Genomic DNA, 24,896 nt, shown 5'->3' on the forward strand with positions numbered 1-24,896 from the left:
AATCCGCAACCCGCGACAAAGGCCGACCGGGAGGGGTATGATGGATAGGTTATGGACGCTGGCGACCGGCTTGGCGACGGCGATCTGCATGCCCGCGGCGGCAGAGGCGGCGACCGCGAAGCGCGCGCCCTTCGGTACGCTGTCCGACGGCACCGCGGTGGAGGCGGTGACGCTGACCGGCGCGAACGGCGTCAGCGCGCGGATCATGACGCTTGGCGCGACGCTCCAGACGTTCAACGTGCCCGGTCGTGACGGCAAGACGGTGGATATCACGCTCGGCTACGACAAGGCGTCCGATTACGTCACGCATCCCAATTATTGGGGGCAGACGATCGGCCGCTACGCCAATCGCATCGACGGCGGCAAGTTCACGCTCGACAACAAGGCGTATCAGCTAACGTTGAACGACAAGGCCAATTCGCTCCACGGCGGCACGGAGGGCTTCGACAAGCGGGTGTGGCGCATCGTGTCGGTGGGCGAGAAGAACGGCGTCGCCAGCGTGACCATGGCGCTGACCAGCCCGGCGGGCGACCAGGGTTATCCCGGCAAGCTCGACGTCACCGTCACCTACGCGCTCGACGATCGCGGCGCGCTGGTCATCGATTTCGGCGCGACCAGCGACGCGCCGACGATCGTCAACCTGACCAATCACGCATTGTTCAACCTGGCAGGCGAGGGGTCGCCGGGCGGCATCTACGCCCAGCGGCTGACCATCCCCGCGGCACGCTACACGCCCGTCACGCCCGCGCTGATCCCGACCGGCGAACTGCGGCCGGTCGCGGGCACGGTGTTCGACTTCACGCGCGGCCGGTCGCTCGGCGACGGCATCCGCGACGGGCGCGACCCGCAGATCGTGATCGGCCGCGGCTGGGACCATAATTTCGTGCTCGACAAGGGTGCCACCGCGGAACCCGGCCTCGCCGCGCGGATGGAGGACCCCGCCTCGGGCCGCGTGCTGGAGGTGCTGACGACCGAGCCGGGCGTTCAGTTCTACTCGGGCAATTTCCTGGACGGTACGCTGATCGGGAAGTCCGGCCACGTCTATCGCATGGGCGACGGGCTGGCGCTGGAGCCGCAGAAATTCCCCGACACGCCCAACCGGCCCGCCTTCGGATCGGCGCGGGTCGAGCCGGGCAAGCCCTATCGCCATCGCATGATCTACCGCGTCTCCGTCGCGCGCTGAACCGTTTACGCCGAGGAAAAAACTGGTGAGCACTTCTCCGACCAAGCTGCGCAGCCGGGCGTGGTTCGACAATCCCGACAATATCGACATGACCGCGCTCTACCTGGAGCGCTACCTGAACTTCGGCCTGAGCCTAGAGGAACTGCGCTCGGGCAAGCCGATCATCGGCATCGCCCAGACCGGCAGCGACCTGTCGCCCTGCAACCGCCACCATCTGGTGCTGGCCGAGCGGGTGCGCGAGGGCATCCGCGACATGGGCGGCATCGCGCTCGAATTCCCGGTTCATCCGATCCAGGAGACGGGCAAGCGGCCGACCGCGGGGCTCGACCGCAATCTCGCTTATCTGGGGCTGGTGGAGACGATCTACGGCTACCCGCTGGACGGCGTGGTGCTGACGATCGGCTGCGACAAGACGATGCCGGCGTGCGTGATGGCGGCGGCGACCGTCAACATCCCCGCGATCGCGCTGTCGGTCGGGCCGATGCTCAACGGCTGGCACAAGGGCGAGCGAACGGGATCGGGCACCATCGTGTGGAAGGCGCGCCAGCTGCTCGCCGCGGGTGAGATCGACGACGCGGAGTTCATCCGCCTGGTCGCCTCGTCGGCGCCGTCGACGGGTTACTGCAACACCATGGGCACGGCGACGACGATGAACTCGCTGTGCGAGGCGCTGGGCCTGTCGCTGCCCGGTTCGGCCGCGATCCCGGCGCCGTACCGCGACCGGCAAGAAGTGGCGTGGCGCACGGGCAAGCGCATCGTCGAGATGGTGGCGGAGGATCTGAAGCCCTCCGACATCCTGACCCGCGACGCGTTCCACAACGCGATCAAGGTCAATTCGGCGATCGGCGGGTCGACCAACGCACCGATCCACCTGGCGGCGATCGCGCGCCACGTCGGCGTCGACCTGCCGCTCAAGGACTGGGAGACGGAGGGGCACAAGGTGCCGCTGCTCGTCAACCTGCAGCCCGCGGGCGAGTATCTGGGCGAGGATTACTACCGCGCGGGCGGCGTGCCCGCGGTGGTCAACCAGCTGATGGAACAGGGATTGATCGCGGAAGACGCGATGACGGTCAACGGCCGCACCATCGGCGACAATTGCCGCGGCAAGCCGATCGAGGACGACAAGGTCATCTACCCATTCGAACGGCCGCTAAAGGAGGAGGCCGGGTTCCTCGTCCTGTCGGGCAACCTGTTCGACGCGGCGGTGATGAAGACCAGCGTGATCGGCCCCGAGTTCCGTGAGCGCTACCTGTGCAATCCCGACGATCCCGACGCGTTCGAGGGGCCGGCGGTGGTGTTCGACGGGCCGGAGGATTACCATCATCGCATCGACGATCCGTCGCTCGGCATCACGCCCGCGACGCTGCTGTTCATGCGCGGCGCCGGCCCGATCGGCTATCCGGGCGCGGCCGAGGTCGTCAACATGCGCCCGCCCGCCTATCTCATCACCGAGGGCATCCACGCGCTGCCGTGCATCGGCGACGGCCGCCAGTCGGGCACCAGCGGCAGCCCCTCGATCCTCAACGCCAGCCCGGAAGCCGCGGCGATGGGCGGCCTGGCGCTGCTCAAGACGGGCGACCGCGTCCGCGTCGACCTGGGCAAGGCGACCGTCGACGTGCTGATCCCGGAGGCGGAACTGGCCGAGCGGCGTGCCGCGCTGGCAGCGGCGGGCGGCTATCGCTTCCCCGCCTCGCAGACGCCGTGGCAGGAGATCCAGCGCGCCACGGTGGGCCAGATGAACACCGGCGCGATCCTGGAGGGCGCGGAGAAGTATCAGCGCATCGCCCAGACGATGGGCTTGCCGCGCGACAATCACTGAGGGCAGCGGGTCTGTAACTTGCACGCGCGCCCTCCGTCACCCCGGACTTGTTCCGGGGTCCTTTGCGCGGCGAGTTCGACGGCCTGTTGCTTCGCGGTGTGGTGGATGCCGGAACAAGTCCGACATGACGAAGAGCTTTCGCGACGATCCCCCCTGAGGGAAGGGGCTAGAGCATCGAGCCTTATACCTGCCCCCGTTCGTGCTGAGGAGGCATTGAGCTTGTCAAAATGCCGTCTCGAAGCACATGCCCTTCGAGACGAGGCTTCGACTTCGCTCAGCCTCTCCTCAGGGCGAACGGCAGTGGGTCGGATTTCACGCTTGATGCTCTAGATTCCTACGATCCTGATCGTGCCGGCCTTCCACGAAGGCTCGTCTCGAAGGGCATGTGCCCTTCGGCTGGCCGGCACGGCCGGCCGCTCAGGACAGGCTTCGAGACGGCATTTCGACAAGCTCAATGGCTCTCCTGAGCGCCTGCCTTGCAGGCAGTCGAAGGGCCTCCTCAGCACGAACGGATCAGGTATTCGGGCGGATCGACATTTACGTTTTTCTCACCCCGGCGGAGGCCGGGGCCCAGTTGGGAAAGGTGCATGAGAGTCGTGGCGCTGCTTCAACCGCCCCCTCCCAACTGGGCCCCGGCCTCCGCCGGGGTAAGAAACGCTGGGAAACAGCGGCATCTTCGCTGAATGTCGATCCGCCCTAGGCCCGATGCTCTAGGTTCCTACAATCCTGATCGTGCCGGCCTTCCACGAAGGCGGGGAGCGGGGAAAGCGCACGTCCGCCTACCAGCGGTATGACGTCGAGCCGGGGGCCTTGATCCAGGATCGGCGCTCGACGCACCCGACCAAGGGTGAGTCACCCTCACTCCTTGCTGCGGCGCTCGCCCAGCTTGATCGCGGCTTCGGTGTCGAGCTGCGCCTGGTGGACGAGCTTCAGCGTCGCGTCGCGGGCGCCGGGCGTGTCGGCGTTGGCGATCGCCTCGAACAGGGCGTGGTGTTCGGGCATCGGGTTGCGCGGCTGCTTCTCGTGGCGATATTTGAAGAACGTCGTCCAGCGCACCGCCGCGGCGATGCTGGCGGACAGGCTGACCAGCAGCTCGTTGTCGGTCGCCTCCAGGATCAGGGCGTGGAACTGATGGTCGGCGGCGCGGCCGATCTCGCTGGCAAGGCCGTGCTCGGCCATCGTCTCCAGCGCGTGGCCCATCGCCGACAATTGCCGGGCGCTGCGGCGCGCGGCAGCGATCTCGGCGGCGGCGGGTTCGACGATCAGTCGCAGCTGGAACAGGCTGCGCACGAAGGGCAGCGACGGCGCGCCCTCGAACATCCAGCCGAGCAGTTCGGGATCGAGCAGGTTCCAGTCGCGCCGATCGCGGACCCGCGTGCCCGTCTTGGGGCGGCTCTCCACCAATCCCTTGGCCGCCAGCGTGCGCAGCGCCTCGCGAATCACGCTGCGCGACACGCCGAAACTCTCGGCGAATTCGATCTCGCCCGGCAACAGTCCGCCGGGCGGGTGCCGGCCGGTGACGATCGCGACGCCGAGCCGTTGCGCCAGGGAGGAATGCGCCGGTCGGCTCCGTCTTGCAGCGACCATGGTGTCCTCGGCTCCCTCCCGTGCCGTCTTGTAGGCGCATGCGCGCACCGGGCGCAAGCATCGCGCGGCCAAGGTGCCGCTCAATCAATTATGTTGTCAGACTATTTGACCTGACCGCGCATCGTGCTAGCCATGGCGCAGCCGGAGGATATCGGCGGCGAAACGTGCGCCGATCGGCGCCGATGCGGGAGGAGAGTGCCAGTGTCGCAGCGATCACCTGCCACGACCCTCGATCACGTCGCCGTTCGCGCGCCCCGCGCCTCGATCTCGTCACAGAAGGATCCCAGATGATGCACCTGCTCCAGCGCGCGCTCGCGTCCGTGTCGATGATCGTCGGCATCGCAGCGGCCAACGCCCAGACGGCGCCCGCGCCTCTCGCCACCACGGCGGAGGCGGCGACCGCGACCGTGCGGGCGGACACGCCCGGTCCGACCTACGACCGGCGCATCTTCACCCAGTTCGCCGAGCATCTGGGCACCGGCATCTACGGCGGCCTGTGGGTCGGCAACGATCGCCGCATCCCCAACACGCGCGGCTTCCGCAACGACGTGGTCGGCGCGCTGAAGGAGCTGGGGGTGCCGGTGATCCGCTGGCCGGGCGGCTGCTTCGCCGACGAATATCACTGGCGCGAGGGCATCGGCCCGAAGAACAAGCGCCCGGTCAAGATCAACACCCACTGGGGCGGCGTGACCGAGCCCAACACCGTCGGCACGCACGAGTTCATGGACCTGGCCGAGCAGATCGGCGCGGAGGCGTACGTCGCGGGCAATGTCGGCAACGGCACGCCGCAGGAAATGGCGGAGTGGGTGGAGTACATGACCTCGCCCGCCGGCACGCTCGCCGAGGAGCGCGCCAGGAACGGCCACAAGGCGCCGTGGAAGGTGCCCTATTTCGGCGTCGGCAACGAGTTGTGGGGCTGCGGCGGCAACATGCGGCCCGAATATGCCGCCGACCTGACGCGCCGTTACGCCACCTTCATCAAGGCGCCCGAGGGCACCCGCATCTTGAAGATCGCGGCGGGTGCCAACGTCGACGATTACAAGTGGACGGAAACCATGATCCGCGAGGCGGCGGGCCAGATCGACGCCCTGTCGCTCCATTACTACACCATCCCGGGCAGTTGGCCGCCGCGCGGCTCGCCGACCGTGTTCGACGAGGCCGGCTGGGCCGAGACGCTGGCGGGCGCGTGGAAGATGGACGAGCTCATCACCAAGCACACCGCGATCATGGACAAATATGATCCGCAGAAGCGCATCTGGCTGGCGGTGGACGAGTGGGGCACCTGGTACGCGCAGGACCCCGGCACGCATCCGGGCTTCCTGCGCCAGCAGAACTCGCTTCGCGACGCGCTGGTCGCGGCGATCCACCTCAACGTCTTCGCCAAGCACGCCGATCGCGTGAAGATGACCGCGATCGCGCAGATGGTGAACGTGCTCCAGGCGATGATTCTGACCGATGGACCGCGCATGGTGAAGACGCCGACCTATCACGTGTTCAAGATGTACAAGCCGTACATGGACGCGGCGGTGCTGCCGATCGAGATCAAGTCGCCCTGGTACAACAAGGACCAGTGGACGATGCCCGCGATCAGCGCGAGCGCGGTGCGCGACAAGGCGGGGCAGGTCCATGTCGGCCTGGCCAATGCCGACCCGAACCGCAGCATCACCGTCACCGCGACGCTGACCGGCGTCACCGCGGGCACCGTGTCGGGACAGATCGTCACCGCACCGGCGATGAACGCGATCAACACCTTCGACGCGCCGAACACCGTCGTGCCCGCCGCCTTCACCGGCGCGCAGGTCGCGGGAAACACGCTGACCGTGACGCTGCCGGCCAAGTCGGTGGTCATGCTCGACCTGCGCTGAGGGAGGCGGAGAGATGACGGGACGGATGGTCACGATCGCCGCCGCGCTGGCGGTCGCCCTGGCGGGCGCCGCTCCGGCGGCGTCGCCCGACACGCCGCTGGAGGGAGCGATCTCTCCGGTCCACGATCCCGTCATCATCCGTGAGGGCGCGACCTTTCACGTGTTCAGCACCGGCCTGGGCGGGCGGATGCTCGACGCGCGGACGTCGCCCGACCTGGTCCGCTGGCAGGAGGAACGGTCGCCGTTCGCGCGCCTGCCCGACTGGGCGGCCAAGGCGATCCCGGGCGCCAAGAACATGTGGGCACCCGACATCTCGTTCGTGAACGGCCGGTACCGGCTCTATTACTCGGTCTCGACCTTCGGCTCGAACCGATCGGCGATCGGGCTCGCGACCAGCGCGACGCTCGATTCCGCGGCGCCGAACTACGGCTGGCGCGACGAGGGGCCGGTGGTGATGTCGACCACGCGGGACGACTTCAACGCGATCGATCCCAATTTCATCGCCGATCGCGATGGCCGCCACTGGCTGGCGCTGGGCAGTTTCTGGACGGGGCTGAAGCTGTTCGCGCTCGACCCGAAGACGGGCAAGCTGCTCCGTCCCGGCGAGGCGCCGGTGTCGATCGCCCGCCGCCCCGCCCCCGCGGGCGGGCCGGCGCCGGTGGAGGCGCCGTTCATCATCGATCACGGCGGCTGGTACTGGCTGCTCGCCAGCTACGATTACTGCTGCAAGGGGGTGAACAGCACCTACTACACCGTGGTCGGCCGCTCCAGGGCGGTGACCGGCCCCTATCGCGGCAAGGACGGCAGCGCGATGATGGAAGGGGGCGGCACGATCCTGCTGCGCGCCGACCTGCAGGAGAAGGAGCGGTTCCGCGGGCCCGGCCATGCCGGTGCGTTCCGCGACCGCGACGGTACCGACACTGTCGTCTACCACGCCTATGACCGCCAGAAGAACGGCGCGCCGACGCTCCGCATCGCCCCCATCGTCTGGGGTGCCGACGGCTGGCCGACGGTGAAGCAATAACCGCGAGGATCTTTCCATGGACACCCCCTCCCGCCGCCTCTTTCTCGCCGGTGCCGCCGCGGCCGTCGCCGTGCCTGCGCTGGCGCAGCGCCGCCGCCCGCGCGCGGCCGTGCCGACCATCGTCAACCCGCTGGTCCGTCAGCGCGCCGACGCGCAGGTGTTCCGCCATACCGACGGCTGGTACTACATGACGGGGTCGGTGCCGGAGTACGACCGGCTGGTGCTGCGCCGGTCGCGCACGATCGCGGGCCTTTCCACCGCCAAGGAGGCGGTGCTGTGGCGGCACCAGGCGAGCGGGCCGATGTCGGGCTTTCTATGGGCGCCCGAGATGCAGCTGATCGACGGCCGCTGGATCATGTACTTCGCTGCGGGCCCTAGCGGCGGCGGCGAGGACGTGTTCCGCATCCGCACCTACGCGATCACCTGCGACGGTTCCGATCCGATGACGGGCAAGTGGAGCGTGCTCGGCCAGTTGCAGACGCCGTGGGATAGCTTCAACCTCGATTCGACCAGCTTCGTCCATCGCGGCACGCGCTATCTCGCCTGGGCGCAGCGCGAGCCGGGGATCGAGACCAATTCCAACCTGTACATCGCCCCGCTCGCGACGCCGCTGACGCTGGCGGCCAAGCCCACCCGCCTGACGGTGCCGACGCTGCCGTGGGAGATCCGCGGCTTCAAGGTCGCCGAGGCGCCGGCGCTGCTCGTGCGCAACGGGCGGCTGTTCATGACCTACTCGGCGAGCGCTACCGACGCGCGCTACTGCCTGGGCATGCTGACCGCGCGCGACGATGCCGACGTGATGGACCCGGCCGCCTGGACCAAGTCGCCCGAGCCGGTGCTGAAGACGAACGTGAAGAACCGCATCTACGGACCCGGCCACAACAGCTTCACCGTCGACGAGCGCGGGCGCGACATGCTGGTGTTCCACGCCCGCGACTACGAGAAGATCGAGGGCGACCCGCTGTTCGATCCCAACCGTCACACGCGCGTTCAGCCGATCCGCTACCGTGCCGACGGCACGCCGGATTTCGAGCCGCCGCTGCCCAACGGCCCGCTCGCCTGATGCGCGCTTGGCGCGTCGTGGCGGCCGTGGCGGCGACGGTGCTGCTCGGCGTGGCGCCGGTGCCGCCGCCGGTGCTCGACGCGCACGCGATCGCGCTCGAACGGTTCGGCAACGACGCGCCCTGGTACGAAGGCCGCATTCCCTTCTTCGAGTCCGCCGACCCGGCGATCGACGCGGTCTATTATTATCGCTGGTCGCTGTTCCGCGCGCACCAGCGCGACCTGGGCGAGCGCGGCTACATCTCCACCGAGTTCCTCGACGACGTGTCGTGGCAGCTCGAACCCTGGGCCAGCCTCAACGACGCGACGGGCTTTCACCTGGGTGAGGGGCGCTGGCTGCGCGACCGGCGCTTTGCCGACGATTACATCGCGCACATGTACAATGGCGGCAACGACCGCCACTTCAGCGACTACATGGCCGACTCGGTATGGGGCCGCTACCTCGTCGACAGCGACCGGGCGGCGGCGACGCGGCACCTGGCGGCGATGCGCCGGCTGTACGCCGCGTGGGACGACCATCTCGATCGCGCGCGCGGCCTCTACTGGGTGGAACCGATCGCCGACGCGACCGAGTACACCATCTCCTCGATCGACGCGTCGGGGGGGCAGGACGGTTTCCTGGGCGGGCACGCGTTCCGCCCTTCGATCAACGCCTATATGTACGCCAACGCGCGGGCGATCGCGCGCATCGCGACGCTGAGCGGTGACCGTGCCGCCCAGCGCGACTTCGACGCGCGTGCCGCGGCGATCAAGGCGCGCGTCGACCGCGACCTGTGGAGCCCGGCGCTCGGCCACTTTATCGACCGGCACCAGAAGACCACGCCGTTCGTCCGCGCCTGGCAGCCGATCCGCGGGCGCGAGCTGGTCGGCTACCTGCCCTGGACCTTCGACATGGCGGACGACGACCGCCGCCATGCCGCCGCCTGGTCGCACCTGCTGTCACCCGCCGAACTGGGCGGCGCGGCGGGGATGCGCACCGTGGAGCCGAGCTACCAGCATTATATGCGCCAGTACCGGTACGAGGGCGGCGGCCATACCGGGGGCTCCCGCGAGTGCCAGTGGAACGGCCCCGTCTGGCCGTTCCAGACGACACAGGTCCTGCTCGGCATGGCCAACCTGCTCGACCATTACGATCAGTCGGTGGTGACGCGGGGCGATTACCTGCGGCTGCTGCGCCAATATACCCGCCTCCACTATCAGGGTGCGCTGCTCGACCTGGAGGAGGACTACCATCCCGATACCGGCCGGCCGATCGTCGGGCTGGGACGCAGCCACCATTATTTCCACTCCGGCTATGTCGATCTCGTCCTCGGCGGGCTCGTCGGCATCCGACCGCGCGCGGACGACGTGCTGGAGGTGAACCCGCTGCTGCCCGACGCGGGCGACCGCGAGGCGCTGGCGTGGTTCCGCGTGCAGGACGTGCCCTATCACGGGCGCCGCGTCGCCGTGACCTGGGACGCCGACGGGCGGCACTACGGTCGTGGAGCCGGTCTGGCGATCGAGGTCGACGGGGTCGAGGTCGCGCGTCGTCCGACGCTCGGCCGGTTGACCGTGCCGGTCGCTCGCGCCGCGACGCCGCCGATCGCGCGGCCGATCGACCGTGCCGTGCAGCTGGTACGCGGTCAGTTCCCCAAGGGAAGCGCCTCCACCGCGACGGGCGAGGAGAACGTCCACGACGCGATCGACGGACGCGTCTGGTTCTTTCCCGAACTCGGCAATGGCTGGTCGTCCGAGCCTGGTCCCGTGCGGCAATGGTACGCGATCGATTTCGGCAAAGCGATGCGGCTGGAACGGGCGGAGCTCGCCTTCTTCGCCGACGGTGGCCGCTTCGCCGCGCCCGCCGCGTACCGGTTGCAGGCGTGGAACGGCCGCGACTGGGCGGATCTGCCCGCGCGCGCCGACGCGCCCGTCGCCAACGGCATCACCCACGCGCGCTGGCCGAGCATGACGACGACCCGCGTCCGCATCCTCTTCGACCAGCAGCCCAACCGGGCGCTGCGGCTGGTCGAGGCGAAGCTGTTCTAGCGATCCGCGCCGCCGCCCGGCGCTGCCTCCTCTTGTCGTACAAGCCGTTAACAAGGCTTGCGTTCATCTGCATCTTCCTCATACATATGTCCGATCAATAGCCGCGATCGACGGCAATCAAGGGCAGGGGTAGGCCGCATGGCACGCACATCACTCATTCTCGGCACCGCCTCGGCGATGGCAATGCTGATCGCGAACGGCGCGGCCGCGCAGACGCCGCCGCAGACCGGTGGCGTCGTTCGCGACGGCGCCGAGCAGCCGTCGGACGGCACGCCCGCGCGCGGCACCGGCAGCGCCGCGCAGGATCAGGCGGGCGGCGCGGTCAGCGACGCCGCCGCCAGCCAGGCCGCGAACCCCGCCGCGGCGGCGGCCGATGCGCCGGAGGCGGCGGAAACGGGCGACGAGATCGTCGTCACCGGCGTGCGCGCGTCCATCGTCGGCGCGCTCAACGTCAAGCGCAACGCCGTGCAGGTGGTCGACTCGGTCGTCGCGGAGGACGTCGGCAAGCTGCCCGACAATAACGTCGTCGAGGCGCTGCAACGCATTACCGGTGTCCAGGTAACCAACCGTTCCGGCGGCGAGGCGGCAGGCATCGCGATCCGCGGCCTGCCCGACGCGCTGACGACGCTCAACGGACGCAACATCTTTACCGCGGCGGGCCAAGCCTTCGCGTTGCAGGACATCCCCGCCAACCTCGTCAAACGCATCGACGTGTACAAGACGCGCGCCGCCGAGCAGATCGAGACGGGCATCGCCGGGCAGATCGACGTGTTTACGCGGCGACCGTTCGATTTCGACGGTTTCGCGATCTCGGGCTTCGCGCGCGGCATCTACAACGAGCAGGCCGACACCTATAACCCCAACGTCTCCGCGCTCGTCAGCGACCGACGGACCACAGCGATCGGCGACATCGGCATCCTCGTCAACGCCAGCTACGCGCGTACCAAATATCGCGACATGGCGGTGACGTCGGGCGCCCAGGTCCCGTTCGCTAACGCCACGCCGACCGCCGGAACCGGGCTGGTGCCGTTCCAGCGCATCTTCCCAGGCGAGGGACCAGGCTTGGGTGCTTGGATGCCTGGAAGCGAACGCGGTCTTCCCGACACGGCCGGCTCGACGATGCTCGTGAACGGCATTTCCACGCCCTATTTGCTGTCGCGCGACGCGATCTTCTCGTCCGACCTGCGCGGCAAGCGCGAGCGGCCGTCGGCGAACATCGCGCTGCAATGGGCGCCGAACAGCTCGTCGGTCTACACCGCCGAGATGTTCTACTCGGGCTTCCGGGGTAACACCTTCAACAGCCTGCAGTTCAGCTTCGTCGATTTCTGGGTGCCGCCGCCCACCTCGGTCGAGTTGTACGAGGGCACCAACATCGTCCGCGCCCGCAACGCGTTCAACGTGTTCGGCTTCCAGAGCGGCGACTATGCCAGCAACAAGACCGACGGCTTCGTCTACGCGCTGAACGGCAAATGGGACGTGGGCGAGGGCGGCAAGATCGTCGCCGACCTGTCGCGCCAGACCAGCACCAACAAGACGACCTTCATCGCGCAGCGGCTGACGCGCGTCGCCGACCGGATCGACGTCAACTTCAACACGGGCAACGGCATTCCGTCGTACCATTTCGCTGACGACGCGCTGCTGACCCAGCCGGGGACGTGGACGGTCGGCGAGCTGTTCGACAACGCCGATACCAACAAGGGCGGCGCCTACACGCTGCACCTGGACGGCGAGTACAAGTGGGACCAGGGCTTCGTACGGCAGGTCAAGGCGGGCATCCGCTACGACGATCGCAGCGCGCGCTCCTTCTCGCGCACCGCCGATGCGGGCGTGCTGGGCGTGAACTTCGCGACGCTCGACCCGCAGTTCCAATACACCAACAGCGGCTTCTTCGACGGCCGCGCCGACATCCCGACGTCGTGGATCGCCCCCAACGGCTACGCGCTCTCCGCGAACGCCGACGCGATCCGCCAGCTCTATCTCGATCGCCAGGCCACCGCGACCAATCCGGGCGGCATCCGCGTCAACAACCTTCGCCTGAGCAACAATCTCGACTTCATCCCCGTGTTCCGGGTGAGCGAGGTCAACATGGCCGCCTACATCCAGGCGGATACGGAGGTGTCGATCTTCGGCCGGCCGCTCCAAGGGCAGTTCGGCCTGCGCTACGTTGACGTCGACACGAACGTTACCTTTACCGATCGGCTGCCGCCCCGGGCGACCACCGAGACGTCGGTCAACGCCAACCGCTTCCTGCCCGCGGTGACGCTGCGGTTCGAGCCGTTCGACGGCGTGCGGCTGCGCGCCAATTACGGCGAGACGCTGCGCCGCGCGGCGTTCGGCGACCTCAATCCGAACTTCACGCTGACCGGCGACCTGACGCAGATCGGCCGCGGGACGGGGTCGCAAGGCAACCCCACGCTTCAGCCGACCCGGTCCAAGAACTACGATCTCGGCGCCGAATGGTATTTCGACCGTGACGCCGCGATCTATACGACGCTGTTCCGGCGCGAGATCCAGGGGTTGGTGGTGCCGATCAGCTCGCTGTTCGTGATCCCCAACACCGGCCTCAATACCGACCGCTTCGTCATCACCCGGCCGGAGAACGCCTCGAATGGCGTCCTCAAGGGCGCCGAGGTGGGCTTCACGCTGTTCCCGCGCGGGCTGCCCGGTATCCTGAAGGGGTTCGGCGCGCAGGGGAGCCTCACCTTCCTCGACTCGCGCCAGAACATTCCGCAGGTCGACAGCGCCGGCAACATCACCGGCCAAACCAGCTCCGCCTTCTTCAACGTGTCGGACTTCTCGTACAATCTGACGGCTGCCTACGACCGCGGGCCGATCGGCGCGCGCCTGTCCTACGTGTGGCGCAAGGCGTTCCTGACGCGTAACGAGGCGCGGCTGTTCGCCAATCCGATCGGCGTGTGGCGCCGGCCGGAGAAGAGCCTCGATTTCCAGCTGACCGCGAACCTCACCGATCGGCTCGGCCTGACGTTCGACGCGGTCAACCTGACCAAGGCCAAGCAGCAGGAATATTACAAGTTCGAGGAAGCCGGCGGGTTCGAGCAGTATAATCTCGGCACCGTCCTCCTCGCGCGTACCTTCGCCCTGGGCATCCGCTACGCCTATGACTGATCGGGGCTGACGGGCGGAGGACGCGCCGTGGTGCGCCGCGCCCTCGGCTCACCCGCATATTGCCCCGGCTCGTCGTGCTGCTATACCTTGGTACAACACCGAGGAGAGAAGCATGCCGTCGAAGTTCGCCGCACTGTCGGGTGCCGCCGTGATCGCGCTGGCCGTACCGGCCGTCGCCCAGCAGCGGGCCGCCACTCCGGCGGCGGGCAAGCCGGCGCCGGTGGCGTCGCTGGTCGCGAAGGTCGACATTCCATATCAGCAGTTCACGCTGTCCAACGGCCTGCGCGTCATCGTCCATACCGACCGAAAGGCGCCGGTCGTCGCGGTCAGCGTGTGGTACGACGTCGGCTCCAAGAACGAGCCGAAGGGCAAGACCGGTTTCGCGCATCTGTTCGAGCATCTGATGTTCAACGGGTCGGAGAACGCGCCCGACGACTTCTTCGAGCCGCTGAAGCAGGTCGGCGCCACCAACTATAACGGCACGACCTTCTACGATCGGACCAACTATTTCGAGACCGTGCCCAAGGCGGCGCTGGAGCGGGCGCTGTTCCTGGAATCGGATCGGATGGGTTATCTGCTCGGCGCGGTGACGCAGGCCAAGCTCGACGAGCAGCGCGGCGTGGTGCAGAACGAGAAGCGGCAGGGCGACAACCAGCCCTATGGCCTGGTCGACTACAAGATCACCGAGGGGCTGTTCCCGGCGACCCACCCTTACGGCCACGATACGATCGGATCGATGGCCGATCTCGACGCGGCGTCGCTGCAGACGGTGAAGGACTGGTTCACCGACCATTACGGCCCCAACAACGCGGTGCTGGTGCTGGCCGGCGACATCGACGTCGCGACCGCGCGGCCGTTGGTGGAGAAATATTTCAGCGCGATCAAGCGCGGCCCGCAGAGCAAGGCGCCGCCCGCGCCGATCCCGACGCTGCCCGCACCCAAGGCCGAGACGATGACCGACCGGGTCGCGGCGGTGATGATTACCCGCAACTGGGCGGTCCCCGGCCTGAACGACAAGGACGCGGTACTGCTGGACGTCGCCGCGGGCGTGCTCGGCGGCCTGTCGTCGTCGCGCTTCGACAACATCCTGGTCAAGCAGGAGAAGCTGGCGGTGAGCGCCAGCGCGTCGAACAACAGCTACGCGCAGGTCGGCACCTTCGGCGTTAACGTGATCGTGCGGCCGGGCGTCGACCCGGCGCTGGTGTCGCGCCGGGTGGACGAGATCATGGCCGATTTCCTGAAGAACGGTCCCACCGCGGACGAGGTCAGTCGCTATGCCACCACCTCGGCGGCGCGGACGATCCGTGGGCTGGAGTCGGTCGGCGGCTTCCAGGGCAAGGCGGTGACGCTGGCCGAGGGGGCACTCTACTCGAACGATCCGGGCTTCTACAAGAAACAGCTGGAGCAGCTCGCCGCCGCGACGCCCGCCAGCGTCAAGGCGGCGGCCGACAAGTGGCTGTCGCGCCCCCCCTACGCGCTCACCGTGCTTCAAGGGCCGCGGGCCGCATACGAGGAGGCCGAGGTGCCGGCCAAGGCGGAGGTCGCGGTCGCGCCGGAGACGCCGGTCAAGGGCACGCGCGGGCCGCTGCCGGCGGTCGGCGAGATCGCCGGGCTGAGCTTCCCGGCGGTGCAGCGCGCGCGCCTTTCCAACGGTATGGAGCTGGTCTACGCGCAGCGCACCGCCGTGCCGGTCACGCAGCTGGCGCTGTCGTTCGACGCCGGCGTCGCCGCGGACGTGACCGGCAAGCTCGGCACGCAGCAGCTCGCGCTGAGCATGCTGGACGAGGGCACCACCACCCGCGACTCGATCCGCATCGCCGAGGAGAAGGAGCGGCTGGGCGCCAATATCGGCTCGGGCTTCAACAGCGACCGGACGACGCTCAACCTGGACGTGCCGAGCGCCAATCTCGGCCTCGCGCTCGACCTGTTCGCCGACATCGCGCGCAACCCGCGCTTCGATCCGGCCGAGACCGCGCGCGTGCGTAACCAGCAGCTGGCGCAGATCCAGCAGGAACTGACCAGCCCGGAAGGGTTGAGCGGCCGCGTCGTTCCCAAGCTCGTCTACGGCGCCGCCTCGCCCTACGCGAAGGCGCAAGGAGCGGGCGATCCGCGCGCGGTGGCGACGCTGACCCCCGCCGACCTGCGCGCCTTCCAGCAGGCGTGGCTGCGGCCCGACAAGGCCAAGGTCTTCGTGGTCAGCGACCGGCCGCTCGCCGAGGTGCGCGCCGCGCTCGATGCCCGGTTCGGCGACTGGCGCGCGACCGGCGCGGCGGGGACCAAGGACTTCTCGGCACCGTCGCGGCCCACGAGCCCCAAGGTGGTGCTGATCGATCGTCCCGACAGCCCGCAGTCGCTGATCGCCGCGGCGATCCCGACGGGGCTGCGCGGCACGCAGGACCTGCTGCCGGTCGCCACCGCCAACGACGCGCTCGGCGGCAGCTTCCTCGGTCGCATCAACATGGACCTGCGTGAGCGGCGGCACTGGTCGTACGGCGCGGGCGGCAGCTTCGTGCAGTCCGAACAGGCCGCGCCCTTCCTCCTCAACGCGCCCGTTCAGGCCGACAAGACCGGCCCGTCGATCGTCTCGGCGCGCGACGACATCGTGGCGTTCCTGGGCAAGGAGCCGATGACGCGGGTCGAGTTCGACCGCGCGATCACCGGCGCGACGCGCTCGCTGTCGGGCAATTTCGAGACCGCGGGCGCGGTGCTCTCGGCGATGCAGGCCAACGACCGCTTCAAGCGCCCCGACGATTATTACGCGACGATCACGCAGCGCTATCGCGGGTTCACGCTGCCGCAGCTCAACGCCGCGATCCAGGGTGCCCTCGATCCGGCCAAGACGATCTGGGTCGTGGTCGGCGACGCCAAGACGGTACGGCCGCAGCTCGACGCGGTGGGGCTGCCGGTCGAGCTGATGCCGGCGAGCGCGGTGGCCGGCGTGCCGGCGCAGCCCGCGGGCGCATCCGCCGCGGGGAACTGAGGAGACGGTCCTGTTTCCCGGCCTTTACCGGGGAACAGGATCGGAGCGAAGGAGTGAGAGTGGATCGACGTCAGGTCATCATGCTCTAGGTCGGATCGACATTCGGCATTTTTCCAACCCGGCGAAGGCAAGACCTCTGCGAAAGACGTTGTGTCTGGCGTTTTGGGCGAGATGGGCGAGCGTTGCATTTGCCAGGAGGAGTACTGCGAGTTGGTTCCTCGGTCTTGATGGGGGGTGGCGTCAGTTGGGTGGCGTGTTCGGGCGATCACCCGGCGGCACGTCGCAGATTGTAGGCGATGACCGAAAGGTCGAAATGCAGACGGCAGCGTGTCAGGCCGCGATAGCGCATTCGCACAAAGCCGTAAGGTCCGCGTTTCAGTTCGCTGAAGGTGCGCTCGACGGCGGTGCGCACACGGCCGATGAGCTTGTTGCGAATGGCTTGCCAGGGCGGCAGCGCGGGCTGGCCGCGTACGCGGCGATGCTGGATGCGGTCCTTAATGCCGCGCGCTTTCAGCGTCTCGTGCCGTGCCCGCTTCTCGTACGCCTTGTCGGCGTAGACCGCCTTCTCGTCGCCGATCACGAGATCATCGGCGACCTCGCTTTCATAGACCTTGGCCGGCGTCACCGTCCGGCTGCGGATGATCCCCGAGCCCTGGTCCACGCCGACATGCACCTTGTAGCCGAAGAACCGCTTCGTGCCGCATGCCGTGCGCGTCCAGTTGGCATCCGGGTCATGCGGCGAACGGCTCTCCTGCCCCATGGGGCTCGAGCCGTTCGGCGGTTGGCGTACCGTGGCCTGGACCAGCGAGGCGTCGATCAGCGTACCGGCCTTGACCATGAAACCTGCCGTCTCGAGCTGGCGCGACACCTCGGCGAACAAGGCATCGCCCAGACCCGCTTTCACCAGCGCCAGCCGGAACCGGCACAAGGTCGTCTCGTCCGGCGTCGGCTCCTCCAGCGCTAGCCCGCAGAAGCGCCGGAACGACACCCGGTCGGACAAGGCCTCCTCCAGCCCTGGGTCGGACAAGCCGTACCATTGCTGGAGCAAAAGCGCCCGCAGCATCGCGAGCGCCCTGTAAGGCGGGCGCCCCGTCTCCCCAGGCCGCACCTGTCGCACCAAAGCCTCCAGCGGTGCCCAGTCGATCAGCGCCGCGATCCGCTCCAGCCGCGCATTGCGCCCGAAGCCTGTCGGCAGAAACGCCTCAACAAACCGTCGCTGATCCATGACCCAGCCCTCCACTCCACGGACCATCGAATCACTTCCGTCTACATTCGTCAGCTACTTTCGCAGAGGTCTCGCGAAGGCCGGGGTCCAGTCGGGAAGGTCGTGGAAGAGGTGCGACGACCGATTGTTCGCGTCTCCCAGCGGGACCCCGGCCTTCGCCGGGGTGGATGATGAGGTGAAGCGTTGAATGTCGATCCGCCCTAGCTGCCCAGGCCGCGACGGAAGCGTGCGCGTCGCGCATCTACCCGGACAAGAGGGGCGAATGGGCACGTCGACGGTCTTGGTGGCATGGGTGGCGCGGCACGTTCTGCCGGCGGAGCCGGCCCTGCGCCGCTGGCTGCGCGGCGTCTTTCCGGGATGTGACGTGGACGACGTGGTGCAGGAGACATATTGCCGGCTGGCGGCCGTCCGCGATCTCGACCGGATCGAGGATCCGCGCCGTTACCTGTTCCAGACCGCGCGCAACGTCGTGCTCGTCGAGCTGCGGCGCCAGCGGGTGGTGCGGATCGAGGCGGCGGGGTCGGCCGCCGACATGGAGGCCGCGCTCGCCGCCGACGAGCTGTCGCCCGATCGCGTCGTCGGCGGGCGCTGGCTGCTGGAGCGGGTCGACGCGCTGCTTGCCGCCCTGCCGGAGCGGGCGCGCACCGCGATCCGCCTGCGCAAGCTCGACGGCCTGTCGCAGCGCCAGATCGCCGAGCGGCTGGGCGTCACCGAGACGGTGGTCGAGAACGACCTGTCGCGCGGCCTGCGCGCGCTGCTCGCCGGGCTAAGCGAGGGCGAGCGGGCCGAACTGCCGATGCGCCCGCGCGCGGGGAGGCGCGTTCGTGTCCGCCGTTGACGCGAGCGCCGCCGAGTGGGCGGTACGGCTCGACCGCGCGCCGCTCGACGACGAGGCGCGCGCCGAGCTCGACGCGTGGCTGGCGGACGATCCGCGCCATCGCGGCGCGCTGCTGCGCGCGCAGGCCGCCTGGGCGACGCTGGTGCCCGATCCGCTGCCGGCCGAGGAGCCGCGCGCGCCCGACCGCCGCCGCTGGCTGGCCGGTGCGATGCGCGGTGCCGCGCTGACGGCGGTCGCCGCGGTGGGGGCGTTCCTGTGGTGGCAACCGGGCGAGGACGACGTGGTGGCGACGCTACGCGGCGAGCAGCGTCGCGCTCGGCTCGCCGATGGGTCGACCATGCTGCTCAACACCGACAGCCGCTCGCGCGTCGCCTACACGGCCGAGCGGCGGCAGGTGACGCTCGACCGCGGCGAGGCGTGGTTCGAGGTGGCCAAGGATCGTGCCCGGCCGTTCGTGGTGGAGGTGGGGGCCGTGCGCGTCGAGGCGGTGGGCACCGCCTTCGCCGTCCGCCGCATCGCCGGCCGTGCCGAGGTGGCGGTGACCGAGGGGCGGGTGCGGATCTGGTCGCTCGCCGACCCGGCGCGCTTCCTGTTCCTGGACGCTGGCCGCCGCGCGAGCGTCGCCGAGGAGGCGGGCGCCGGCGCGGCGGTGGTGCGCGACGGCGGCGTCGCCGACGCACTCGCCTGGCGGCGCGGCGAGATCGTGCTGGACGGCATGACGCTGGGCGACGCGGCGGCCGAGTTCAACCGCTACAACGACCGGCAGCTGGCGGTGGAGGCGGCGCTGGCCGAGCGACGCATCGTCGGCTGGTTCCGGACACGCGACGTGGAGGGATTCGCCCGCTCCGCCGCGGCGATGACGGGCGCACGCATCGAGCAGCACGCCGAGGCGATCCGTATCGTGCAATAAATCTCGGTCGGCACCGACGGAAATGCGGCCCCCGCGCATCCGAGCAACGACAGGCGTGCCGCAGACGCGCCGAACAACGGGGAGTCTATATCATGCGCCTTCACACCTCGCTCACCATGGCCTCCGTCGTCGCCATGGTCGCCGCGACGCCGGCCGTCGCCTATGCCCAGTCGCGCAGCTTCGACGTCGCCTCGCAGGCCGCCGCCAGCGGCATCGTCAGCTTCGCGCGGCAGGCCGGCATCCAGATCATCGCGCCGGAGGATGCGACGCGCGGTCGCCGCGTCGCCGGGTTGCGCGGCACCATGCCGGTGGCGTCCGCCTTGCGCCGGCTGACCGCGGGAGCGGGCCTGCGCCTGGTCTCGTTCGACGGCCGCACCGCGGTGCTCGCCGCCGCGGCCCCCCGTGTCGCCGCGCAGCAGCCGCCGGCACAGAGCGCGACGCAGACCAGCCCGGCCGAGAACGCCGCCCAGCCGCAGGCCGACAACGTCAATCAACCGGGCGAGGCACCGACCGAGCAGGTCAACGACGAGCTGAACGAGATCGTCGTCACCGGCACCCGCGCACGCGGCACCACCGTGCTCACTTCCTCCTCGGCGATCACCGTGGCGACGCGCGAGGACCTGGACCGCAAGGCGCCCCGCTCGACCGCCCAGGCGCTGGAGCTGATCCCCGGCATCTTCGTCGAGGGGTCGGGCGGCGAGGTGTCGAACAACTTCTCGGTCCGCGGCCTCGCCGGCGGCGGCCAGCAGTTCGTGCAGTTGCAGGAGGACGGGCTGCCCGTCTTCTACATCAACGCGCTCAGCGACACGATCCTGAAGCAGGAGGTGTTCATCGACCGGCTGGAGGCGGTGCGCTCCGGCTCGTCGGGCATCCTGACGGTCAACGGCGCCGGCGCGACGATCAACTTCATCACCCGCAAACCGGATTTCGATAGGGCGGGCGGCACGTTCCAGCTGACCACCTCGTCCTTCGGCACCGCGCGCGTCGACGCGTTCATGACCAAGCCGATCGGCGAGAACACCGCGATCGCGCTCGGTGGCTTCTACCGCAAGGACGATGGCATCCGCGATCCCGGCTACGACGCCAATCACGGCTTCATCTTCCGCGGGGCGGTGTCGCAGCGGTGGAACACCGGCAAGCTGACGCTGTCGGCGAAAGTGGTCGACGACCACAACACCTTCTTCGTGCCGATCCCGGTCACCGGCGTCGGCAACCCCCGCTCGATCCCCGGCCTGTCGGCGCAGCACGGCCTGCTCCAGAGCCGCGACTTCGCGCTGGTCCGCACCCGCACAACGCCGACCACCGGGCGATCGTTCGAGGACATCGACCTGGAGGACGGCGTCCACACCCGCTCGCAATCCTACGGCTACGACCTGACGCAGGATTTCGGCGAGGACGTCAACTTCTTCGCGCGCGGCCGCTACACGCGGTTCCGCACCAACTTCAACTCGATCTTCTCCTACGACAATTCCGCGCTCCAGCTCGCCTCGGAGCGGCTCAACACCAACCCGCTCGCCGGGTCGGTCAACGCCACCTCGGCGCTGGCGCTCAGCACCTTCGCGCCGCGCGGGGCGGGCAGCCTGGCGCTCCGCTACGTCGACACCGGCCAGATCATCCAGGGCACGGCGGCGCTCAACGCGCTCAACGGCAACGGCCTGATCGCCGAGAGCGTGATCGGCGACAACAAGGCGCGGGTGAAGGAGTTCAACAGCGACACCGGCGTGACGTGGGAGACGCGCGGCGACAGCGTCAGCAACTCGCTGACGCTGGGCGGCCTGTTCACTCGCTCCAGCCGCTACAACGACGCGATCGGCGCAGCGACGTTCCTCTCCGACGTGCAGGACCGTGCGCGCCGGGTCGACGTGGTGGCGCTGAACGCGGTGGGCGGCGTCGTCGGGTCGCTGACGGAGAACGGCTTCCTCAACTACGGCACCTTCGGCGAGGGGGCGAGCATCGCCAAATTCACCTCGATCTCCGGCTACGCGACCGATCAGCTGACCCTGTGGGACCGGTTGCGCATCGACGGCGGCATCCGCTTCGAGCATTTCGTCTTCAACCGCCGCGGCGGCAACACGGTCGGCGCGACGCCGATCGTCACGGCGGGAACGTTCGCTCCAGGACCCGGCTGCGCGATCATCCAGGACAACGACAACATCATCGCCAACAACTGTATCGCGCAGTTCGGCGGCGGCAGCTTCGACGGGACCTTCTCGCGGCAGCGGCGCGAGTTCAACAAGATCGCCTGGACGCTGGGCGCCAATTACCTGCTGACCGATCGGCTGGCGGTGTACGGCCGCTACGCCACCGGCTTCCAGGCGCAGGAGCAGAACCGCCCGACCAACCTGCGCTTCGCCGAGGGCGGCGTGCGCTACGCGAGCCGCCTGGTCCAGGCATCGGTGACCGGTTTCTACACCAAGTTCCTCGATTACCCGCAGTCGCGCGACGTGCAGACGGTGGTGAACGGCGCCAGCGTGCTCCAGCAGCTCACCGCCAACGCCGGCATCAAGGTCTATGGCGGCGAGTTCGACGTGACGCTGCGCCCGGTCGACTGGTTCCGCATCCAGGCGACCGGCGTGATCCAGGATTCGAGCATCGACATCCGCTCGCTTACCGCCTTCCAGGCCGGCAACCCGATCGACGTCGGCCAGATCGCGCAATCCTTGCGCGACCAGGTCAACGGCTTCGACGGCAACAAGCCGGAGCGGACGCCGGCGGTGAACGTCAACGTCACGCCCTCCATCGTGCTGCCGAACGACATCGGCGAGATCTACGGCAGCTGGAAGCATATCGGGAAGATCTACGCCGACATCTCCAACTCGCTGGTGCTGCCCAGCTACGACGTGTTCGGCGCGGGCGTGCTGCTCAAGGTGACGCAAGGGGTGACGTTCAACGCCTCGGTCGAGAACATCGGCAACGCGGTCGGCCTGACGGAGGGCAATCCGCGCGCCGGCTTCGTCGAGAACACCGGCTCCAACTTCTACTTCGCACGGCCCATCAACGGCACCAACGCCATCGCGAGCCTGCGTTTCGATTTCTGATGATCGCTACCGGCCCCCGTCATGCCGGGCTCGTCCGGCATCCAGCGCGGCAGCCAATGCCGCCGCTTGGCCCTGGACCCCTGGAACAAGCCCGGGGTGACGATGGTGGATAGGCGATCGATCCTTTCGTAGCGGGGCGAGTGGTATCGTGTCGCGTCTCGTTATAGCAATTCGGGAGCTTCCATGATCCGTCTCGCCGCCGCGCTTCTCCTCATCGGAACCGGGGTCGCCGGGTCGGCGCAGCGTCCCGCGTCCGCGCCGCTCGCCTTCCGCATCGACGAGGGGCGCAACATCAACGCCTTCTTCCGGCAAGGCCCGATCGCCGCGCACCTGCTGCTGCGCGCCGGCACCGATCCGCGCATCCTGGTGGGGTTCCCCGCCGGCAACAGTGGTGTGGCCTTGTGGTTCGAGAAGACGGCCCGACCGGTGACGTGGACGCTGGACGCGCCGCCGCGCGTGTGGCCGGCCGGCGATGCCCGTGGCCGGCCGTTACGGGGCATTCGGGCCAGTGTCTCGGTCGACGCGCGCGAGTTGCGGTTCCGGCAGGGACTCGGCACCTCGATCCGCATCCTGCGCGACTATGAACTGCTCCGCCGTGCACCGGCTGAGGTGATCGTCGCGCCGAGGTTGCTCGGTGGTATGCACGGCGGCGGCGCCTCCGTGACCTGGGCGCGAGATCGGCTGGACGGTGCGCCGGGTTATCTCCTCCAGATCATCGGCCGTGGCGACACGGTGGTGACGGAGAGCGGGATCACCGCCGGGACGTCGGGGCGGATCAGCATCGACGTCGTGGCGCAAACCGGCGAGACGCCGCTGACGCCGCTGGCCGGCGCGGCGCTGCTCAACGATCGCGCGCGCGACGACCAGCGCACCCGCAACGCGCTGCAATTCCTGTCCTACGGCGAGAAGTATCTCGCGGGATCGTGGCGGTTCGATACCTATTTCGGGCGCGACACGCTGATGTCGCTGCGCCTGCTGATGCCGGTGCTGCAACCCGCCGCGGTGGAGGACGGACTGTCGTCGGTGCTCGTCCGGCTCGCCGCCAATGGCGAGGTCGCGCACGAGGAAGACATCGGCGAGTTCGCGGTGCTGCGCAATGCCAGGGAAGGGCGCGGTCGCACGGACGCGCCGATCTACGACTATGCCATGGTCGATGACGATTTCATGCTGGCGCCCGTCGCCCGTGCCTGGCTGCTCGAGCGCGGGCGGCCGCGTGCGGCGGCGTTCCTGGCGAGCCGTACCGCGGGTGGGGAGCGGCGCGGCGACCTGCTCGCGCGCAATTTCGCCTGGGTGGTCGGCCGCACCGCCGCCTTCGCCGCCGATCCCGGTTATCGCCGGCTGGTCGCGATCAAGGACGGTCGCCTGACCGGGCAGTGGCGCGACAGCGAGGAGGGGCTGGGCCGCGGTCGCTACGCCTACGACGTCAACGCGGTATGGGTGCCGGCCGCGCTCGGCGCGATCGGCGAGCTGGCGCCGCTGCTCCGCCCCTACGGCACTCAGGCCGAGCGCGCGGCGATCGCCCGTGCGGCGGCGCAGGCGCAGGTCTGGACAAGGGCTGCCCCACCGTTGTTCGCGCTGACGCTGCCCGCGGCGGAGGCGCGCGAGGACGTCCGGCGCTACGCCGCCAAGGTCGGCGTGCCCGCCGCGCCCGCGCTGGCCGCGCTCGGCACCGCACCGCTGTCGTTCAACGCGCTGTCGCTCGACGCGGCAGGACGGCCGGTGCCGGTGGTGCATTCCGACGACGGTTTCGCGCTGCTCTTCACCCGGCCGGACGCCGGTAGCCTGGACCGGTCGGTGGAGGCGATCGCCCGGCCGTTCCCGGCGGGGCTGATGACCGATGTCGGGCTGCTCGTCGCCAATCCCGCTTATGCTTCGGCCGAGGTGCAGGGGCGGTTCGGGGCGAACGCCTATCACGGTACGGTTGTCTGGTCGTGGCAGCAGGCGATCCTGGCGGCCGGGCTCGACCGGCAGCTGGCGCGTGCCGACCTGCCGGCGGCGACGCGGGCGCGGCTGGTGGCGCTGCGCACCCGGCTGTGGCGCGCCATCGGCGCGGCCGGGGAGGTACGGACGTCCGAACTCTGGTCTTGGGCCTATGCCGACGGCCGCTACCGTGTCGCGCCCTTCGGTGCCTCGGGCGCCGACGTCGACGAATCGAACGCGGCGCAGCTGTGGAGCACGGTGTTCCTGGCGCTCCGCCCGCCCACCCAATGACGT

The 24,896-nt window shown here is 69.0% G+C and carries 13 protein-coding genes and 1 pseudogene; 12 read left to right on the forward strand and 2 right to left on the reverse strand.

Translation table 11 applies throughout. From position 1 onward, the window contains the following. Nucleotides 1-40 precede the first annotated feature (40 nt). Nucleotides 41-1,183 (forward strand): aldose epimerase family protein, encoded by a 1,143-nt coding sequence (locus tag BM145_RS05460; RefSeq protein WP_093332426.1) that lies wholly within the window; start codon nucleotides 41-43, stop codon nucleotides 1,181-1,183. A gap of 25 nt (nucleotides 1,184-1,208) precedes the next feature. Next, complete coding sequence (locus BM145_RS05465; RefSeq protein ID WP_093332294.1) at nucleotides 1,209-3,002, forward strand: IlvD/Edd family dehydratase; 1,794 nt, start codon at nucleotides 1,209-1,211, stop codon at nucleotides 3,000-3,002. Nucleotides 3,003-3,860: 858 nt separating this feature from the next. On the opposite strand, the gene BM145_RS05470 is transcribed toward BM145_RS05465, so the two are convergent. Beyond that, nucleotides 3,861-4,589 carry a FadR/GntR family transcriptional regulator gene (locus tag BM145_RS05470; protein WP_093332428.1) on the reverse strand — a complete coding sequence of 243 codons (729 nt, stop codon included), beginning with the start codon at nucleotides 4,587-4,589 and terminating at the stop codon, nucleotides 3,861-3,863. Nucleotides 4,590-4,876: 287 nt separating this feature from the next. Here BM145_RS05470 and BM145_RS05475 point away from each other — a divergent pair, with 287 nt between their 5' ends. The 6 genes and pseudogenes from BM145_RS05475 to BM145_RS05500 all read left to right on the forward strand — a co-directional run bounded on the left by BM145_RS05475 (nucleotide 4,877) and on the right by BM145_RS05500 (nucleotide 16,671). Continuing rightward, nucleotides 4,877-6,454 carry an alpha-N-arabinofuranosidase gene (locus tag BM145_RS05475; protein ID WP_093332295.1) on the forward strand — a complete coding sequence of 526 codons (1,578 nt, stop codon included), beginning with the start codon at nucleotides 4,877-4,879 and terminating at the stop codon, nucleotides 6,452-6,454. 13 nt (nucleotides 6,455-6,467) lie between these two features. Next, nucleotides 6,468-7,478, forward strand: coding sequence for an arabinan endo-1,5-alpha-L-arabinosidase (locus tag BM145_RS05480; protein ID WP_093332296.1), 1,011 nt, complete (start codon nucleotides 6,468-6,470; stop codon nucleotides 7,476-7,478). Between the two features lie 16 nt (nucleotides 7,479-7,494). Next, nucleotides 7,495-8,535: pseudogene (locus BM145_RS05485) on the forward strand (glycoside hydrolase family 43 protein); the annotation flags it as partial. A 5-nt stretch (nucleotides 8,536-8,540) separates the two neighbouring features. Then, nucleotides 8,541-10,565, forward strand: a complete 2,025-nt coding sequence (locus BM145_RS05490; RefSeq protein WP_093332299.1) for a discoidin domain-containing protein — start codon at nucleotides 8,541-8,543, stop codon at nucleotides 10,563-10,565. A 138-nt stretch (nucleotides 10,566-10,703) separates the two neighbouring features. After that, on the forward strand, nucleotides 10,704-13,691 hold the full coding sequence (locus BM145_RS05495) for a TonB-dependent receptor (protein ID WP_245739095.1): 2,988 nt from the start codon (nucleotides 10,704-10,706) through the stop codon (nucleotides 13,689-13,691). Between the two features lie 112 nt (nucleotides 13,692-13,803). Continuing rightward, nucleotides 13,804-16,671: a M16 family metallopeptidase gene (locus BM145_RS05500; protein ID WP_093332302.1), complete on the forward strand. Its 2,868-nt coding sequence runs from the start codon at nucleotides 13,804-13,806 to the stop codon at nucleotides 16,669-16,671. A gap of 265 nt (nucleotides 16,672-16,936) precedes the next feature. Here BM145_RS05500 and BM145_RS05505 read toward each other — a convergent pair whose 3' ends face one another. Next, on the reverse strand, nucleotides 16,937-17,923 hold the full coding sequence (locus BM145_RS05505) for an IS5 family transposase (RefSeq protein ID WP_218149614.1): 987 nt from the start codon (nucleotides 17,921-17,923) through the stop codon (nucleotides 16,937-16,939). Between the two features lie 235 nt (nucleotides 17,924-18,158). Between BM145_RS05505 and BM145_RS05510 the strand changes: the two genes are divergently transcribed. The 4 genes from BM145_RS05510 (at nucleotide 18,159) to BM145_RS05525 (ending at nucleotide 24,893) form a co-directional block, all read left to right on the forward strand. Next, the gene (locus BM145_RS05510; RefSeq protein WP_245739097.1) at nucleotides 18,159-18,734 is read left to right on the forward strand and encodes an RNA polymerase sigma factor; all 576 of its coding nucleotides are present in this window, start codon (nucleotides 18,159-18,161) and stop codon (nucleotides 18,732-18,734) included. After that, the gene (locus BM145_RS05515) at nucleotides 18,721-19,644 is read left to right on the forward strand and encodes a FecR family protein (protein WP_093332314.1); all 924 of its coding nucleotides are present in this window, start codon (nucleotides 18,721-18,723) and stop codon (nucleotides 19,642-19,644) included. Before BM145_RS05510 ends, BM145_RS05515 begins: the two co-directional genes overlap by 14 nt. Before the next feature lie 92 nt (nucleotides 19,645-19,736). Beyond that, nucleotides 19,737-22,682, forward strand: coding sequence for a TonB-dependent siderophore receptor (locus BM145_RS05520; RefSeq protein ID WP_093332315.1), 2,946 nt, complete (start codon nucleotides 19,737-19,739; stop codon nucleotides 22,680-22,682). Nucleotides 22,683-22,865: 183 nt separating this feature from the next. Beyond that, nucleotides 22,866-24,893 carry a hypothetical protein gene (locus BM145_RS05525; protein ID WP_093332318.1) on the forward strand — a complete coding sequence of 676 codons (2,028 nt, stop codon included), beginning with the start codon at nucleotides 22,866-22,868 and terminating at the stop codon, nucleotides 24,891-24,893. Nucleotides 24,894-24,896 lie beyond the last annotated feature (3 nt).

Source organism: Sphingomonas rubra, from assembly GCF_900115745.1.
Taxonomy (GTDB): domain Bacteria; phylum Pseudomonadota; class Alphaproteobacteria; order Sphingomonadales; family Sphingomonadaceae; genus Sphingomonas; species Sphingomonas rubra.